This window comes from Dolichospermum sp. UHCC 0406 (assembly GCF_009712025.1).
GTDB classification, from domain to species: Bacteria; Cyanobacteriota; Cyanobacteriia; order Cyanobacteriales; family Nostocaceae; genus Dolichospermum; species Dolichospermum lemmermannii.
In genome coordinates this window covers 267657-285836 of record NZ_VILA01000002.1, presented here as the reverse complement: position 1 = coordinate 285836, position 18180 = coordinate 267657, and the positions used below count along the sequence as shown (strand labels likewise).

Sequence of the window (18180 nt, the reverse complement as noted above, 5' to 3'; positions counted from 1 at the left end):
TAATTATTACTGATATGTTAAACTAACAGACATCGCTTTCTGCTCAAAAACATGCAATTAATAGCAAAGCAATATTACACCCCAGAAGAATATCTGGAATTAGAAGCAACTGCTGACTACAAAAGCGAATACATTGACGGACAAATCATATTTCCTCATATAAAATCCGCAGTCGAAAATTCTACATCTTGATATTCTCCACTTTAAATATCTCCTCCTATCCTACCCAAATTTCTTGAGCAAAACCTATTGCCAATTTACCAAGTAAGGTGATAAACAAACCCATAACTAAATAAGCTTGACGCGGATAACGAGATAAGCAGATACCAATAGCTGCACTCAGAGGAACGATTCCATAAGCAAGACGACTTAAAGAAATTGTGCCACCAGAGGCTAAAAGTAAACCAATACCACAAAAACCATAAACTACCATAACTGGAGTTAGTTGCTGACGGAAATACCATAAAAGGTAGGTACTACCTAATATCATAGATACATTCAGTAAATTATTTATTAATCCCTGATCGGCAATTATTAATGATAATATGATTATCGCATAACCAGCATAGAATATCAATGGATTAAAATATTTTCGCCAATAGAATAAACAAGAAGAACTAATTACAATTAAACCAAAAAATAGCGGATACCAAAAGTCTTTAATCCCGCCTTCATCATTCTCAACCCAACCAAAATACCAATTGTTGCCAAAGGGAATTTGCATAAACATATTTAACCAGCCTTCCCAATCAAAACCTAAGGAAGGCCGCCATCCTTTTTGTGCAGCAATAAAGGCTAAAAAATCATTAAAATTCAATTTACAATAGACACTAAATATTAACAACCCTGTGGCAGATAATAAACCTGCAATATAGGCAGTTAATGGTTTATTTTGTTTCCAAGCAGTAATTAAAAATGCGGGAATTAATGCCATACCTGTGGGACGTGTTGCTGTGGCCATTGCCCCACAAATTGCTGTCCAAACATATTGTTTTTGATCAAAGGCACGTAAAGCCATTGTACTCAATAACAAATACAATCCTTCTGTATAAATTACCCCCGTAAATAGAGACATAGGACAGTAAGCCATGACAGAAATTGTCCAATGGGCTGCGCTGATACCACATTGTTTTTTCACCCAAGAATATAAAAAATAAAGTGTTCCTAGAAATGCTAAATTATTGATAATTAATCCAGCTAATTCAAAAGGAAACCCGAATTTCATGAAGATAAAAATGCTGACAGGAAATAGGGGGAAAAATGCCAAATTATGTTGCTTGCCATCATCAATAAATTCGTACCCTTCAGTGGAAATTGCTCGATAATGGACACTATCCCAAGCATCAAAAATTCCCCAGCCAAAATGAGGCGTAATCCCATCTTGTAATGCTGGTAAATTGGGGGCAATCAATAACATAGCAGTCCCAATAAATATGCGACTCACAAGCCACATAGACGCAGGAAATAAGAAATCATCTGTCCAGATAAATTTGGCGATGGCTGCGACGAGCGTAGATATCGCCATTTGCGCTTTAACCATAGGCTTATGCTTTTTTCTGACTTTGAGATAATGACAATGTTAGTTTTAACTGTTTTGCTTACATCCCCACCCTCAATGTACTGATATGGTGGGGATGTAAGCAAGTCAAAAACGAAACGTCTGGATAATTAATTTTCAACACGTTGAAAGAAATTATTTGGACAGTTGAGTTTTTGACAACTATATTTTATTTATGCCAAATTATCAATGTATTTCTCGACAAAGTCAGCAGATTCAGCAACCATTTGTCTGTATTGAGAATATCAGTGATGGAATTAGATAATAGCAGTATACTATAGATAAACCAAGGGGGTGATTGATGATGGCATTACGGAGAGCAACTTTCCGACTATATCCAAATAAACAAGTCAGTGAAATGTTGTCCTACCACCGCCAACTTCACAAAGATTTGGACAACGCTGCTGTATCCAACCGCATTACTTCATCTAAAAAGTTTGGTAAATCTGTTTCTTACTTTGAGCAACAGAACTAAATGGGTCAGAAACAGGTAAAACCATCTCAAACTTGTCCAAAATGTGGGCATCAAGAAAAGAAGAGTTTAGCCGCAAGAACCCATGTTTGCCCAGGACTATTTCATTCTTATTTAACCCGCCTCCGAATGAATTCTGATAGCTTGCGTGGCGAAGCCATGTCTAATAGCAAAAGTCGTCTCAAGACGACTAAAGGAAAGTTTATAGTGAATGTGGGCTATAATAGGATGTAAAATATAAAGTCTTTTCGCCCGAATCTCACAAAAAATAAAATAATATGTATAGGAATAATATTTGAGTCCTGAAATTATTTGCGTAGGTAGGTAAGATGCAAAAGGCATGAGGTAAAAGGATTCTAGGCGATTCAGGTGTACCGGGTGTTTTTCAAAAATCAAATATGAGTCCTATATAAGCATTATATGAAATATTGCAAACATAATATAAAACTGTTACCTTCTGTCCCAGAACCAAAATACGTTGTTTTTACAGATTTTGATGAAACTTATCTTGCTCATCAAAATAGAGAGGATTATAAAAATGATCTCAAAGAACTTGAGGAGTATTTATTAAATGAAACATATCAGAAACAAATCTTTTTTGGTTGGGTTACTGGTAGTAGTTTAACTTCAGTTTTTGATAAAATAAATAAATGTGGTTTGACATTATTACCTCATTTTATTGCTAGTAGTTTAGGGACTGAACTAATCTACTTCAATCAAAACCAATACGCTGAAAAAGATAAAATATGGGAAAACAATCTTATGAAAACTGGATTCTCTGAGAATTTAGTTAATAACTTAGTTAGTTTTCTAAAATTAGATAATATACATTTGACACCACAACCTCAAATAGCAGATTGTCCTTTTTTAAAAAATTACTATTACCATCAACAAAATGATCTAATTGATAATCAGGCAATTTTGAAGATAAAAGAGTTAGTGAAAAAAGCTGGTATTCAAGTAAATATTAGTCAAGCAAATCCTTTATCTGGAGATCCAAACAATTGCTATGATGTTGATTTTATCCCATCAGGGACAGGTAAAAAACATATAGTTAATTTTATTTTACAGCAGACAAATGTAAGCTATCAAAACTCCATAGCCTTTGGTGAAAGTGGTAATGATATTGAAATGCTGCAAACTGTTAGACATGGTTATTTAGTTGGAAATGCAACCAGCGAAGCTAGGAAATTACATTTTCAAATAGCAGAAAATGAATATGCTAAAGGAATATTATCTGTATTAAAAACACTTATTAAATAATCAAGAGTCATGAGTCAGAATGTTTGATATATTACATCCCACATTCCGCAATTATGAAACGCCATATTTTTGGTATTTTTTGTGTAATCCTGAAAAAGCTGAATTGTTTATAACTCAATCAGTCTTAACCATATTTACATAAGAGTAAAGCCACCGTTAATACATAAATATTGCCCTGTAACAAATCTGGACTCATGACTGGCGAAATAAAGCACTGCTTCAGTAATATCCTGTGGAGTACCCCATTGCTGCATGGGAATTCTGACTTGGTAAGCGTCTTTTTTTTCTTGAGGAACGTTTTCATGGCGTTCTACGGGTATCCAACCGGGAGCAACTGCATTAACTGTAATACCAAAAGGCGCTAATTCGGTGGCCATGCTGCGTGTAAATCCCAGTTGTCCATTTTTGGCAGTAACGTAAGCACTGAAGTTATTAACTGAGCGGAAACAAACGTCACTACTAATATTAATAATTCGTCCCCATTGTTTTTGTTTCATGGAGGGTAAACAAATACGAGTTAATAAGTAGGGACTTTTGATAAAAAAATCCAGCATGGTTTGGAAATCTTGCCAGGTGTATTCCTCAAAGGGGATCTGGGGTTGGTTTCCTGTGGCATTTAACACCAAAATATCTACTGCACCCAGTTGAGAGGCGATCGCTTCATAAATTGCTGCTACATCTTCTTCTTGGGTAACATCCCCACGAACCAAAATAGCTTGGCAACCTTGTTGTTCAAGTTCAGCTAAAGCCTGTTTAGCCCGTGATTCGTTATTGCTGTAATTGATTGCTACCTTAGCACCTGCTTGTCCCAATTTGAGAGCGATCGCTTTCCCTAAACCAGCGGAACTTCCTGTAACTAAGGCCACATGACCATCTAAAGAAAATGACATTTAATTGCTAACCCCTGATGAAAATAATGAAATAAACTTAGACAACGGCAAATTTTTGTAATACTTGAGACAAGTTATTTAAACTCTCTTTCGTTCCCTGCTCAACATCTGATGTTTCTTCATATTCAACCACCCAATATCCCTGATAACCTGCATTTAATAGTTCTTTAATAATCGGTTCCCAGACAATTTCTCCCTCTCCAAAAGCACAGAATTGAGGACTACCATTAACCCATTGCACATCTTTCCAATGACTATAATTTACCCAAGGAAGAATATAGCGGAGTGCCATCAAAGGATCAGTTCCCTGATTCAAAAAATTAGCGGGATCATAGTTAATACCAACAGCAGGACTTTTAATACCTTTCATCATTCTGGCCACTCTTTGTCCGGTTGCAGTTGGTCCACCATGATTTTCAATCGTTATTTGAATTCCTCGTTCTTCGGCGTAATCACCGATTTTATTAAAAGCATAATGCAACAGAGGAAAAACATCTGGGAGAATATAATCATTTCTGTGATCACCAGACAATAATCTGACAAATTTTGCCCCTAATTTTTCAGCACTATCAACAAAACGCTCTACTCTTTTAATTTCTGTTTCTAACTCATTTGCATCTGAGAGTGTAAAATTATTTCTTCCTGCTATACAAATAATATCTACTCCTGCTTCTTTAGCCCAATCAGCAATTTTAGATACTGCTTGATCATCACCATCATGTAAAAGATGTTTGGGTGCTTGGGGATGAGCATTCACTTCTACTGAACGAATGCCTTGGTTAGCTATCCAGTGGAAATATTCAGGTATTTCCACTTCTCTCCAGCCCCAAGCAGCACAGCCAATATTTAGTGAATTAATGTTAGACTTTAGCATATTTTTGATTTTGGATTTTAGAAATGATGTGTATAGCTTAGAGGGTAAGCTGTCGTGCATTCAAAATGCACAACAGCAAGTCAAAAGTGAAGAAAATTTGAGGCTTATTTATTGATAGAATAACTTAATGTTTTCACAAACTTGCTCAAGTTCCTGAACGGTTAGTCCTGGATAAATAGGTAAACTCAGGATGCGGCTTGCTTGCATTTCTGCGACAGGAAAACTCCCTGCTGGATAGCTTAATTCTTTACCTGCTGTAGATAGATGAATTGGCACTGGATAATGAATTGCTGTACCGATACCGCGATCGCTCAAAAATTGACGCAATTGATCACGCCGTTCAGCTTGAATCACAAAGGTGTGGTAAACGCATTTTTCCCACTCTCGTTCCCATGGCATTATGATTTGGGGAATACCCGCAAGTTGACTTTGGTAATAGTGAGCATTTTCTTGACGTTGCTGTGTCCATTCCTGGAGGTAACGCAATTTAACTAACAGAATAGCTGCCTGTAGAGTATCTAAGCGAGAATTATGAGACCACATCACACAGTCATCACGAGTTCGTAAACCAATATTCCGCATAATTTTTAACTGGTCATACAGTTCGGAATCATCCGTTACTATTACTCCTCCATCTCCACAAGCATTTAAGTTTTTCAGGGGGTGTAAACTGAAACAACCCACTATTCCCAAAGAACCTACTCGTTGACCTTGATACTCAGCCAGTACAGATTGGGCGGCATCCTCCACTACAGCTATTCCATTTTCCTGGGCAATATCTAAAATTGGTTTCATGTTACAAGGTCTTCCCGTCAGATGTACAGGGATAATTGCCTTTGTTTTGGGAGTAATAGCTGCGGCGATTTTAGTTGGATCAATATTGTAATCATCGCCCACATCAACGAATACAGGTTTAGCACCAAGTATGCGAATACAGGTAGCTGAAGCCACGAAAGAATTAGGGACAGTAATAACTTCATCACCAGAACGAATACCAAGTGCTTTGAGTGCAAAAATTAAGGCATCTGTCCCAGAATTAACACCAACTGCATAACGAACGCCACACAATTGAGCAAACTGACGCTCAAACTCTGCAACTTGCTCGCCTAAAATAAAGTTGCCATCATCAAGGACTTCACCCATTGCTGCTAGTAACTCAGACTTGATGGCAGCGTGTTGACTTTTAAGATTAACGAAGGGTATTTGATTAATGGTTAATAGTTGTGACATTTTTAATATCCCAATATATTGATAACGACTTCACGGATGTAACCAGATTGACGATGTTCCCAGATATAAATATCTTGTAAACGTCCTAGCTGCAAAAGACCTTGAGCAATCGGAACTTGTTCAGAGGTATGGGTAAGGGCAGAGCGAATATGTGCCGGCATATCATCTAAACCTTGTCCGGCTAAAAGATATTGACCATTTTCGGGAACTAACTTCGCAAAAAAGGTTTCCACGTCGGGTTTGGCATCTTCTTCTTGAATCAATAAACTGGCGGAAGTATGACGGATAAAAAGGTTACAAATTCCTGCTGTAATTCCTGATTCTGTAATGACTGCTTGGACTTGGGGCGTAATTTGACATAGAGATTTACCAGTAGTTTGTACCTTGATTGATTGTTGGTCAAGTCTTATAGATGAGTTGGTCATTTTTATTCCTTTCCTAAATGCTCAAACCACGATTTTGTCTCTTGCTGAATTGTTTCTGGTGTCCAAACTGGAGCATCTCGCCAAAGTTCAATATTGGCTAACATTTCACTTACACCTTGACTTAAAGGTACTTGAGGTTGCCATTTTAAAAGAGTCGTAGCTTTAGTAATATCAGCCCAAGTACAATCCGGTTCTCCTGGGCGTTTGGGAATGTGAGTAATTTCTCCTGCTAATAATTTCACCAGTGTTAAAACGCTTTCAGATTTACCAGAACCAATATTAATAATTTCCCCGGTAATATCCGATTCAGCAGCTTTGATAAAGGCTGCTACTACATCACTAACGAAGGTAAAATCTCTCGTTTGCATTCCATCTCCAACAACAGTAAAAGGGGTTTTCGCTAGTTTTTGAGCTAAAAATACGCCAAATACTGCACCATAAGCTCCTGTGGTTCTGGATCTTGGTCCATACACATTAAACAATCGTAAAGAAAGGGCTGGAAGTTGATAAACTTGCGCCCAGTGCATGACTAATTGTTCACCTAAATATTTTGTTAAGCCGTATGGATGTTTAGGATGACAAGGATAGGTTTCTGATGTGGGATATTGATTAGGAATACCATAGCAAGTGGAAGAAGCTGTGTAGATAAATTTTTGGATTTTAGCAGTACGACAAGCTTCTAAAAGGACGAATGTACTATGTAAATTGGCATGATAATATGCTCCTGGATTTTGGATTGAGGGAACTAAATCAGCTAATCCTGCTAAATGAAATACCCAGTCAATATCTGTTAATATGGATGGGGAAATATCAGCAACATCTTGCTCAATAAATGTAAATGTGGAATAGGTTTGAGCCACTTTTAAATTAGCCGTTCTTCCTGTCACCAGATTATCTAAACCAACGACACTATGACCTGATTTGAGGAGGAGATCACACAAGTGGCTACCAATAAAACCAGCAGCACCAGTGACTAAGCAATGTTTAGGAGAATTTAATTTACTGTTCATACAAAATTAATAATCTGTTAGTCAAAATTTAAATTTTCATCAAGCTTTATGATCATCTAATTTACATTATCAAATTCTATTTTTTGTCATTTTATCAACCATTCTACTTAATTCTTCACAATTGACAATGATATCTTCATTCTTTACCTCACAAAACATACAAGCATAATCGAATCCTAATCCTTTAGCAACTGTATAATAGAAATGGCTAATTTTCTGACCAAAAAGTTCAATTAAAGTTAAATTTTGGGAGAAAATAATATTTGTTACTCCACCACCATGAGGAGCAATAATAAATTTAGCTTGAGCAAACAATTTTACTTGGTCAGCAAAATCTAAATCTTCTATAACATAAGGTACAAAATCCATTTTATCGAGAGTATTGCTTACTTCTTCTTCATTCAAAATGCGGCGAGCATTTGCTTTTTTACGAGAAATAAAAATATTGGGACTCAAAACCAGATTTGGATTTGCATAAGTATCTACGTTACTAAGAATACGTTCTCTTACCCAATGACAAGCTTTGATAGAAATACGTCCTCCTTCACGTCTTTTAGAGCAAATAACTAATTCATTAACTTTAGCTCTATATCCATTCCATTGGATATAATTTTCTAGACCATAACCCATCAATTCTAAAGAGCGAATTTTCCAACTAGGAATATCTTTATCAATTATTAAGACTGGTTTTTTACCTGTTTTTTGAGAATAATATTCAAGGACTTCTAATCTAGTTAAAGCCTCATAAATCCAATGAGCGTATAAATGACTCCAATAATTAACAAATGAACAAGCTAAATCAAAATGTTCTATATTAGCTATAGGGGTAATATATTGAGAATTGAAACCAGCCTTCATTGTAGAAATAGTAGTGTGTTCTAAGACATCTACTCTATCTAAAACTGTTTCTAAAATAATATTCTTATCCTCAGTAAAACCAATCCCATAAATTCCCAATAACTCAACGTTTTTAACAACCACAGCAAAAGGATTAGTAAATTCAAAGCTACCTTCTTTTTCTCTAAATGCTGCGGGAATTTCTTGATAACTTATAGCTGGTTCAATTTGAATAATTTCATCATATTTTAACTGATAAAGATTATTCTCTGCTTGACATTGCTGGAGTAAATCTACTCTAGTAATTAAATTGCTGTGTAGATAGTTAAATAAAATTGAATAAATCAATTTGAGAATAGGTAATTGTTCATATTCCGCTTCTAACTTAGGAATATTATTCTCCATTTTATCTTTCTCCATCTCCTCAGTCATCGTGATGAGATTTTCGTCAATGTATCTCAATAAAATAGGATATATGAGTTTAAATATTAGCAATTCTTGAACATAACGCCAAACTTTATTCATCTGCTTGTAAATCTCTTTGTTTTGTATGGGACAGCAAAATAATTTGCTGGTTTTTTAGTAAAAGTTTAGTAAAATTTAATGAATATTTAATAAACATATTCTCAAATTCATTAAATAAAAAACTTTAGTGCTTCCAGGTTATCCAACCGAGCAGAAACTTGTAATTCTTTAGGAATAAAAATTTCTGGACTGAGTAAATAAAATTTACCGATTCCTGCGGCTTTAGCAGCTTGCATATCCGATATTCTATCACCAATTAGGATTGAGCTTTGCAAGTCTATAGGATATTTCTGACAAGCTTGTTCAATCATTCCTGGTAACGGTTTACGACATCGGCAGTTTTGACGGTAATTAGATATAGTTGATTGGGGATGATGTGGGCAGTAAAACACATCCAGTATTGTTATATCTTGGTTATTAAATTGCTCATACATCCAGACAGTAAGACTTAAAAAATCTTGTTCAGAATAGTAACCACGAGCAATACCTGATTGATTTGTGATCACAATTAGCTTATAACCTAAATCTTGTAGTAGACGACAAGTAGCAAAAATGCCATCATTAAATTCAAACTGCTCACATCTAAAAACATAGTGATGATCAATATTAATTACTCCATCTCGATCAAGAAAAGCCACTTTAATCACTGGTAATTATTCTCCTTTAGATTCAGATCCCCGACTTCTGATATCATCTGATAATTTATGGTGATGATCACAGAAGAATTCGGGGATTTTTTTCTTATTTTAACATTTCCTCAACTTTGTTCATGATGCCAATAGTATCAATACCTTGATGGGGGAGTTGTTCCCAAATTCCGCTACAACCTTCTTGATGAGTTCCCATATAGGCATATTTGGGAGAAAACCCTCTTTCTAGTAACCATGAACCAAAACGGATACCTAAACCTGTACGCCGATTTAAGGATTCAACTACTAAAACAAAGGGTGTTGAACCAATTTTTGCCATGATTTCTTCATCTACTAGATTCAATGTGGATTTATTGATTAAACCGACATTAATTCCCTGTTTTTTCAGGATTTCTACTACTTCTAAGGCGCGGTAAAGTACCTCTCCAAAGCTAACGATATAGCCGGCTGTTCCTTCTCGTATTACGTCATCTTTTCCAGGAATAAATGTATAACCATCTGCAAATAAAGGTTTACTATTTGTATCCAGAATATCGGGTACTGGGGAACGGCTAGAAAAGAGAAATCTTAACCCTGGTTGATCAAATACAGTTTCCACACAAGCTTTCATTTGATGTCCGTCGGCGGGATAATAGAGACGGGTTTGATAAGCGTCTTCTAAACCGTTATCGGCAAACATATTATTTAACCCAAAATGGCAGGTGTTATCTCCTAATTCATCTATCCCACTATGGGAAAATTGACAAAGAACGTTGGATTTATTAAGCCGTGCCATTGTAATTTCAGAAATACACATTTCCAAAAAGGCACTATAAGTGCTGAAAATGCCTTGTTTTCCTGCTTCCATGCCAAATCCTGCCGCCGCAGAGAAGTTTCCTCTTTCCATGATGCCGCCATGATAGAAAATCTCTGGATAGGCTTGACTAATTTTATTGATACCACAGGATTCTCCTAAATCACTGTCAATACACATTACCTTTTCTCGCCGTTCTGTGGGTGTCATTTGACTGAGAAGAGAGACAACGGTAGCATCAAAAATATGGCGTGTTTTGCTGCTAGAACCCGTAAAAGAGTAGGTATGTGTGAGGGGAATAACTTTTTTGAGGTAATTGACGGCTGATGTATGTCCGCGAGTTTCTAAATAGGCGATCGCTAACTCTGGTGATAGGGCATCATGTCCTAAAGGTGTGCCTTCTACTCCAACAATACCGGGAGTCATAGGACGTTTATTAATTACTGCTACTGGTCCATTAATAGTGACAGCTTGACAGAGACGAGTATATAAATCATCTAAATCTTCCCCTGCTCCAGTTAATACAGTTAATCCATGTCCAGCTAAAGTTTGACCGACGTTATAACCCTTGAGATAATCTGTTGGATATCCGCTACAGGTGGAATTGTTATCATCAATAATTAATTTGATATTGAGATTTTTAGCCACAGCTAAACGGGCGGCTTCGGCATTATTTCCTTCTTGCTGTGAACCATCTGAACCCAAACAGAATACTACTTGATGAGGATGTGCGATCGCTACTCCATTCACATAAGCCCAGAGGTGTCCTAATCTTCCCGAACTAAATTTTACGCCAGGAGTGCGTCCTCGTTCTGGATGTGCAAGTAGTAATGAATAGGCTTCTCGATAATGCAGCAGATTTTCTGCATCAAGATCACCCTGTAAAGTTGCCATTAAATATTGTGTAGCAACGCGGTGTCCTGCTTCATCAAAGAAAATTGGCACAAATTTATCTGCTACTCCCCGAAAGAAAGCATCTAAAATCATCACTTCGGGAACTGTATCATAAGCTCCTCCTGTATGACCGCCCACACCTTTGGCTGCTGCTACAGCGGTAAAAAAAACAATAGTATCTCGACAAAGTTGAATATTAGCTTTCAGAATTTCTCTTTGTTCATTAGTCAAAGTTGAATTAGTCGGGTCTAACTTCAAAGACTTGTAAACATCCAAATCAATAGGAAAGCGAAGAGTTGTTAAAGTCATTTTTTTGTTCCTTTTGATTGTTGAAATTATATCTAGGGTAGGCATTGTACAAACAATACCTTGTCCACATTGAAAAAAGCCTTGATTCGTAGATGGGTTGCGCTGTCGTTTAAGCCAACAAAGCATAAAATGGCTAAGGTATTGATATAGGAATCCGGTTTGATTCTTGAATTTTCCTGCGTAGGAGGGCAAGAGGATTCCAGAATATTAAGGTGTACCGAGTTTTGTATGGCTACGCCACGCAAGCCATCAAAAATCAAATAGGAGTCCTATATATTTGACATTTAATCCTTGCCGTAAAATTTCAAACCATCCCAAATACCCATCACACCAGGATAAGGACTATGGTAAACATTATCCATTGTCTGAATTTTATCAACTAAGTTGGGATGAGAATTTCCCACAGCAATTCCCTTTAATCCTGTTTCAAATAGGGATAAATCATTGAGAGTATCTCCACAAGCTATGGTTTCATCTGCATTAAACTTTATTTCCTCCAAAAATTTCAAGAGAGTTGGTCCTTTAGAAACTCCTTTGGGCATGACATCAAAATAAAAATAGATATTATTATAAGATGAGATAATGCAATCAAATCCGGCATTGATTACTTTTTGGATGGTGTTAGGTTGCAATTTTTCAGAATCATAATAGTAAGATACACGATACTTAGGATTGACTGCCTGTAGTTTTAATCCTGGTTCATTTGCTAATAGGGTTTTAATTTTTTCGTTAGCATTATTCCATTGTTTAATTATCCAATATTGTACAGGATAAATTGGCTCAAATGTTTCACCATGTACAATAGTTGTTCCCACATCACCAATGATATAGTCAGGTTTAGGAATATGAGGATTTTCTATTAATAAGTTGCTGATCCAGTCCAGTTCTCTGCCGGTGACATATACTAAAAGTAGGCGATCGCGTTGTTTTTCAATATATTGATAAAATTCAGATTGTTGTTGTTGAGAACCACCTAAAAAAGTGCCGTCTAAATCAGTTGCTAAAAGTAGTGATTGTTGATATTTCATGACTTAATTAACCAATAATTAATCCGCTACGGGGTGGAAGTTTAAAGTTAATAAATTCGGCTTCTTTAGTCCAGTTTTCTTGACTGGAATGATATGTAAATAATGTTTGTTTGAGTTGATTTTGCCATGATGGTTGAATACTCGCCATTGCTATTTCATTACCAGCATTTACCGCAATTAATAAAATTTCTGTTTCTAACCTTCTAGCGAAAATATAAACTTGTCCTTGAGCGGACAAGGTATGATATTCACCTATTCTTAATGCTGGATGAGAAAGACGGAGTTTAATTAATTGACGATGATATTCAAGAATATCTTGATCCCACTGTTTTTTATCAGGAAATCCTTTACGACATTCTGGATCATAACCACCGTTTAAACCGACTTCATCGCCGTAATATATGCAAGGTGCGCCAGGAAAAGTAAATAATAGTAACGTTGCTAAATATAAACTGGGGCGATCGCCTCCAGCTACATCAATTAACCTAGCTGTATCATGATTATTAATACCATTAAGTTGAGTTAATTGAATTTCCCAAGGATAAAGTTGCAGTAATTGATTAATTTCCTCCCCATATTTAGCCGCATCCGCAGGTGGTGGTGGTGCATATTCAGCAAAATGACCTTTTACCTGGCGATCGCCGACAATAAAGGCAGTGGTAGCATTAAGAAAGGGTAAACTTGACACGCCATCAAATTGTGTGCCATCTAACCACTCAGTTGCATTCATAGGAATTTCTCCCACAATATAGGCTTCAGGATTAATTGCTTTGATTCTTTCCCGAAATTCTTGCCAAAATCCAGGAGTTTTGATGTAATCTGCCGAATCTAAACGCCAACCATCTGCACCACGTTTAATCCAATATTCACCTATACGCATAATATATTCGCGCACTCCTGAATTATTAGTGTTAAATTCGGGTAAAGCACGAAGATCACACCATGAAGCATAATTAGCAGGACGAGAATTATCATAAGGTGAGATAGGCCAACCTGTAATTTTAAACCAATCTAACCAAGGAGAATTTTGTCCATTTTCGAGAATATCATTGAAAAAATAAAAGCCTCTACTAGCATGATTAAAAGTTCCATCTAAGATAAGTTTAATCTTACGATGATGAGCTTCTTTAAGGAGATTGGTAAATGCTTCTTCACCGCCTAATAAGGGATCAATTTGATAATAATCAAGAGTATGATAACGATGATTACTGGCAGATGTAAAAATAGGATTAAGGTAAATTGCATTAATACCTAAATCTTGTAAATAATCTAGTTTTTCAATTATTCCCCAAAGATTTCCGCCTTTATAACCATGAAATGTAGGAGTAGTATTCCAGTCTTCTAAAGGTATATTAAGTAACCACTTTTGTTCAGTGGGAATACTTCGAGAAAAGCGATCAGGAAATATTTGATAAAAAACGGCGTTTTTAACCCAATCAGGTGTATTAATCTTCGTATAGAAACTTGTCATGATCTCTGAAACATTAACCTCATCATTGTTGTTGATTATTCTTTACCGCGATACAACATCACCCAGATCTTCTGCCAACCTGAGCAGAACATTATAATACTTTTTAGAGTATGGTATGTGAATTATTGCAGGATATGTGCCAGTTAATTTGTTTAAGACAAATCCATTGTGTATCTCATACAGTTCTGGTAAAATTTCCCATTCCCCTGCTGTACACCAAAAAATATCACAGCAATAATCTAAGGTTACTGTTTCAGGATTTTCAAAACAGTATTTTCCATACAATCTTTGATCACTACCGTTTTCATGAAAATTCGGATAAGAAAGAATATTATCAATCATCTCACAGACATATTTTTTGTATCCCATGAAAGTCCCTGCGTTCAGATATTTATAATCATAGGGAACTTTAATGCTATCGTAAAAATCTTTGTATTCTTCGTACTGATGAGAGTACCATTTCTCTGCTGCAAATAATATCTTATAACCACCTTGAATAAATTTTTCATATATACTGTTAGCATTCTGTACATACAGAACATCAAAAGCATCAGTAACAAGAACTATTGTGTCATCTTTCACATCCTTTAGTTCCTTCAAAATCAAAGGAAGTCTTAGAGAATTGGCTGACCATTCGAGACCTTCACCTAGCACCTTAACGTCTATATTTTGTTTTTTAGCAGATCTCAAAAAGAGTTGTACCTTAGAAAAAGACACAGAGTTACAACAAGTATAAAATGCGATATTTGGGCTTTTCTTCATTTTGTGACAACCTTACCTCTTACAAAAAAATATTGTGGTTTGCTGATTATAGCTTAGAGGGTGTTTGAAAAGTCTTAATTCATACTAATCCTGGCGACTAGAAGTCGCGGTTCATCTTGCACACAGACAAAACCCACGGAGGTGGGTTTGAAACCCTCGATTTTTCATTAGTCCACGCAGGTGGACTTTGCTTGTGTAGTAGTGAATTATATTCGCCCAAAACTTTTCAAACATCCTCTTACATTCCTCGTGTTTTACCAATGAGGAATGAGAATTTAATTATGGAGAAGAATATCGGTTAATCATTTCTCCTTTATTTTGTAACAATTTATCAATCAATTGTTCAAATAGTTTATCTGTCACCATGATGCCTTTATGAGATTGATTTCTAAAAGATAAACACAAGTTAGCCGCATAAATAGGAGATTTCAAGGCTTTTGTATATAACTCGATAATCTCAGTTTTATCTTCTACAATTGCGTGCATTAGAATAGGACTAAAAAGCCCCATATTTGGAAAAAGAGGTAATTCCATAATCTCATAAAGTCTGCTTAAAAATTTCGTACTAACTGCTAATCTGGATAACCTTCCGGTCTGATTTTTCAAGATTGATTTAGTCGCATATATATAAAAGTCCAAAAAACTATTCTTTTGAGTAAAATAAACTAAGGAATTAGTGACTTTTTCAGTACAAAATAAAGTTCCCTCACCCAAATTTTGATCATCTTCTGTATCCAACCAAACTTCACGACAAACTAAATATTCTTCTGTCGTTTCAATGTTTAAATTATCGGGATCAAAAACTACTACATCAGCATCCATCCAAATAGTTTGCTCATATCCCTGTTCTAAAAATTTTTTCGCTATTTCTAATCTAGCTAAATCAGCAATAACGTTAATTTTACCTTGAGATTTATCTATATACCAATCGGGAACATAGTCAAAAAAGTTGTCTACTCTTCGGTAGTCAAAGCCTTTTAATTCTGCCCAATCTTTGACTGTTTGCATACAAGTTTCCAGCCAATTTGGTGTTTCATTTCCCCGATAGGATTGATAAACAATGGTTTTCATATCAATTATTCTCTGTAAAATTCAAAATATTTTAATCCTTCTAAAATGCCATTTGCAAAGTGACTTTTTGCCAGATAGCGATTCCCTGGTGGGGAATTTTCATGCCAATCTAATATTTTTGGTTCGGCATTACCAACGATAATAGCGGGACAAAGCATATTTTCAAACATAGATAGATCATTACCTGAATCTCCGCAAATAAGAGTTTGTTCATTAGTAAAACCTAACCGTTGTTGCAGAAAAAGAGCAGATGCAGCTTTATTTGCTAATGCTGGTAAGATATCTAAAAATGCACCCCCAAAGTTATCTATCATTTGTACTGCTAAACCATGATTTTGCCAAATAGCTTTTAATCGCGGAAGTGTTACTGATAATCCTTTAGTATTAGTATAATAACTAACCTTAAAGTCCGTTTGTTCTAAGGGAGATTGGGGGACTAGGCAAGGAAATCGGCTGGTTATTTCTATTACTTGTTCTCTATCCCAACCCAGGGAGATTTTGTTTTTCCACTCAGAATCGGGGGTTTCACTGCCTGGGTAGTAAATTTCTGTACCCGTTGCCAGGACGAGTATATCAGGTTCTAAGAGTTCTTTTTGAGCGATCAGTTGTTGATAGAGCGGGAGAGATCGCCCTGTGGTGTAACAGATAACTGTACCGTCAATACGGCGCTGTTTACTTAACCACTGATTTAATTTCTCTAAAGCTAGATCATCACCAACTAAAGTCTGATCTAAATCAGTCACAAATAAAAATTTTGCCACCTTTATTATTGTTATTAATATTTTAAACTGTACATTTAAGTAGGTGAAGACAATAAAACCAAACTGTGTAAAGAAACGTAAAATCGCCCAAAACCTCTTTACTCTTGCGTTTTGCCTTGCTATAACGACAATTTTCAACGCCAACCTACTTATTTAAAATTTACTCGTTGATCATACAAAAATATTACTACTTTATTGCTTTCTTAATATTCTTTAAAGATTTTCTGAAAATAATGTTAATTGGCATTAATTGAGTAAGTCATAAAAATTTATTCTTTAGATATTCTTTATATTTTCTTTAGATTTCAAAAATAGAAAAAATAGTATACATGAACAATACCTTTTCCAAATTAGAAAAAGTCTTGATTCGTAGGTTGGGTTGTGGAACGTTAGCGTTGCGAAGCAATAGAATGAAACCCAACAAATCGGTTGCGCTGTCGCTTAACCCAACCTTGTATCTTAGAGGTATGTGAGAAGAAGTGGTAGACCGTCCCAACCTGGGTCAGAAAAGACCGCTTTTTAGCAAGGCTCAGGTATACATAAAACAATGACATTAATTACTTGATAGTGTTTATGAATAAAGTACAGCAGCGACTTCATCCATTTTCTAATGATTACTTCCAGCAACTATCTACCCTGGGTGAGAAATTTCAAGTCACAGATCATCAAGGTAAATCTTTTGCTAATTCAGAAGGAATTGATATGGCTGCGGCTTTAGTAGAAAAGCAAAATCAGCAGTGTCGAAAAGTGATATTTATCGGTAATGGAGGAAGTGCAGCCGTAGCTAGTCATCAGGCTATTGACTACTGGCGTAATGGTAATATTCCCGCGATTTGCTTTAACGATGGTGCTTTGGTGACCTGTATTAGTAATGACTTTGGCTACGAACAAGTTTTTAGCAAACCCATTTCTACATTTGCTCAGTCTGGAGATGTTTTGTTTGCAATTAGTAGTTCTGGACAATCACAAAATATTCTTGCTGGTGTTTACCAAGCACTAAAAATGAATTGTCATGTGATTACACTTTCAGCCTTTCAACCTAACAACCCCTTACGTCAACTTGGACATCTAAATTTTTATGTTCCCACGATGTCCTATGGTTTTGCAGAAATCATGCACTTATGTATTTGTCACTGCATTATTGATGGCTTGGTAGAAGGTGCTTTACCTAGTGCAAATGTGAATAACTATCTCAGTTTAAATGAACTAAAAGTATCCTAAAATATTCATCCCATTTATACATAGAAGAAATTCTATCTGTGGTAAACAACAAGATTTAATGATTGCATATTAAATATATGTGACAAGAACTAGAATTGTAGACCTCTTTCTTCAAAAATTGTCAGATATCTAAACC

Annotated in this window: 18 protein-coding genes and 1 pseudogene; 5 read left to right on the top strand and 14 right to left on the bottom strand. The window is 35.8% G+C overall.

Annotation, left to right across the window (positions count from 1 at the left end):
- Nucleotides 1-51: 51 nt before the first annotated feature.
- Nucleotides 52-150: pseudogene (locus FJR09_RS03700) on the top strand (Uma2 family endonuclease); the annotation flags it as partial.
- A 67-nt stretch (nt 151-217) separates the two neighbouring features.
- Here the strand turns inward: FJR09_RS03700 and FJR09_RS03695 are convergent.
- The gene (locus FJR09_RS03695; protein WP_168652784.1) at nt 218-1540 is read right to left on the bottom strand and encodes a hypothetical protein; all 1323 of its coding nucleotides are present in this window, start codon (nt 1538-1540) and stop codon (nt 218-220) included.
- 319 nt (nt 1541-1859) lie between these two features.
- Between FJR09_RS03695 and FJR09_RS03690 the strand changes: the two genes are divergently transcribed.
- The 3 genes from FJR09_RS03690 (at nt 1860) to FJR09_RS03680 (ending at nt 3293) form a co-directional block, all read left to right on the top strand.
- A complete protein-coding gene (locus FJR09_RS03690; protein ID WP_233467033.1) occupies nt 1860-2033 on the top strand; it encodes a hypothetical protein in 174 nt (57 codons plus the stop codon).
- Nucleotides 2034-2264, top strand: a complete 231-nt coding sequence (locus FJR09_RS03685; RefSeq protein ID WP_041457489.1) for a hypothetical protein — start codon at nt 2034-2036, stop codon at nt 2262-2264.
- 186 nt (nt 2265-2450) lie between these two features.
- On the top strand, nt 2451-3293 hold the full coding sequence (locus tag FJR09_RS03680; RefSeq protein ID WP_015078117.1) for an HAD-IIB family hydrolase: 843 nt from the start codon (nt 2451-2453) through the stop codon (nt 3291-3293).
- A 134-nt stretch (nt 3294-3427) separates the two neighbouring features.
- Here FJR09_RS03680 and FJR09_RS03675 read toward each other — a convergent pair whose 3' ends face one another.
- From FJR09_RS03675 to FJR09_RS03615, 13 genes are all read right to left on the bottom strand, one after another.
- Complete coding sequence (locus FJR09_RS03675) at nt 3428-4183, bottom strand: SDR family NAD(P)-dependent oxidoreductase (protein WP_015078118.1); 756 nt, start codon at nt 4181-4183, stop codon at nt 3428-3430.
- A gap of 37 nt (nt 4184-4220) precedes the next feature.
- Nucleotides 4221-5057, bottom strand: a complete 837-nt coding sequence (locus tag FJR09_RS03670) for a sugar phosphate isomerase/epimerase (RefSeq protein ID WP_015078119.1) — start codon at nt 5055-5057, stop codon at nt 4221-4223.
- A gap of 108 nt (nt 5058-5165) precedes the next feature.
- Nucleotides 5166-6287: a DegT/DnrJ/EryC1/StrS aminotransferase family protein gene (locus FJR09_RS03665; RefSeq protein ID WP_015078120.1), complete on the bottom strand. Its 1122-nt coding sequence runs from the start codon at nt 6285-6287 to the stop codon at nt 5166-5168.
- Nucleotides 6288-6289: 2 nt separating this feature from the next.
- A complete protein-coding gene (locus FJR09_RS03660; protein WP_015078121.1) occupies nt 6290-6712 on the bottom strand; it encodes a secondary thiamine-phosphate synthase enzyme YjbQ in 423 nt (140 codons plus the stop codon).
- A gap of 2 nt (nt 6713-6714) precedes the next feature.
- Complete coding sequence (locus FJR09_RS03655; RefSeq protein WP_015078122.1) at nt 6715-7722, bottom strand: SDR family oxidoreductase; 1008 nt, start codon at nt 7720-7722, stop codon at nt 6715-6717.
- 69 nt (nt 7723-7791) lie between these two features.
- Nucleotides 7792-9084 carry a DUF563 domain-containing protein gene (locus FJR09_RS03650; protein WP_015078123.1) on the bottom strand — a complete coding sequence of 431 codons (1293 nt, stop codon included), beginning with the start codon at nt 9082-9084 and terminating at the stop codon, nt 7792-7794.
- A gap of 110 nt (nt 9085-9194) precedes the next feature.
- Nucleotides 9195-9731 carry a D-glycero-beta-D-manno-heptose 1,7-bisphosphate 7-phosphatase gene (gene gmhB, locus FJR09_RS03645; protein WP_015078124.1) on the bottom strand — a complete coding sequence of 179 codons (537 nt, stop codon included), beginning with the start codon at nt 9729-9731 and terminating at the stop codon, nt 9195-9197.
- A gap of 94 nt (nt 9732-9825) precedes the next feature.
- Nucleotides 9826-11730 carry a transketolase C-terminal domain-containing protein gene (locus FJR09_RS03640; protein ID WP_041457491.1) on the bottom strand — a complete coding sequence of 635 codons (1905 nt, stop codon included), beginning with the start codon at nt 11728-11730 and terminating at the stop codon, nt 9826-9828.
- Nucleotides 11731-12014: 284 nt separating this feature from the next.
- A complete protein-coding gene (locus FJR09_RS03635) occupies nt 12015-12758 on the bottom strand; it encodes an HAD-IIB family hydrolase (protein ID WP_015078126.1) in 744 nt (247 codons plus the stop codon).
- A gap of 7 nt (nt 12759-12765) precedes the next feature.
- Nucleotides 12766-14229, bottom strand: a complete 1464-nt coding sequence (locus tag FJR09_RS03630; protein ID WP_168652783.1) for a glycoside hydrolase family 13 protein — start codon at nt 14227-14229, stop codon at nt 12766-12768.
- A 42-nt stretch (nt 14230-14271) separates the two neighbouring features.
- Nucleotides 14272-14991, bottom strand: coding sequence for a glycosyltransferase domain-containing protein (locus tag FJR09_RS03625; RefSeq protein WP_027401732.1), 720 nt, complete (start codon nt 14989-14991; stop codon nt 14272-14274).
- Between the two features lie 279 nt (nt 14992-15270).
- On the bottom strand, nt 15271-16062 hold the full coding sequence (locus FJR09_RS03620; protein WP_015078129.1) for a hypothetical protein: 792 nt from the start codon (nt 16060-16062) through the stop codon (nt 15271-15273).
- A 5-nt stretch (nt 16063-16067) separates the two neighbouring features.
- A complete protein-coding gene (locus tag FJR09_RS03615; protein WP_168652782.1) occupies nt 16068-16823 on the bottom strand; it encodes a sucrose-phosphate phosphatase in 756 nt (251 codons plus the stop codon).
- Nucleotides 16824-17396: 573 nt separating this feature from the next.
- Here FJR09_RS03615 and FJR09_RS03610 point away from each other — a divergent pair.
- On the top strand, nt 17397-18044 hold the full coding sequence (locus FJR09_RS03610) for an SIS domain-containing protein (protein ID WP_168651861.1): 648 nt from the start codon (nt 17397-17399) through the stop codon (nt 18042-18044).
- The last annotated feature ends 136 nt before the right edge of the window (nt 18045-18180 follow it).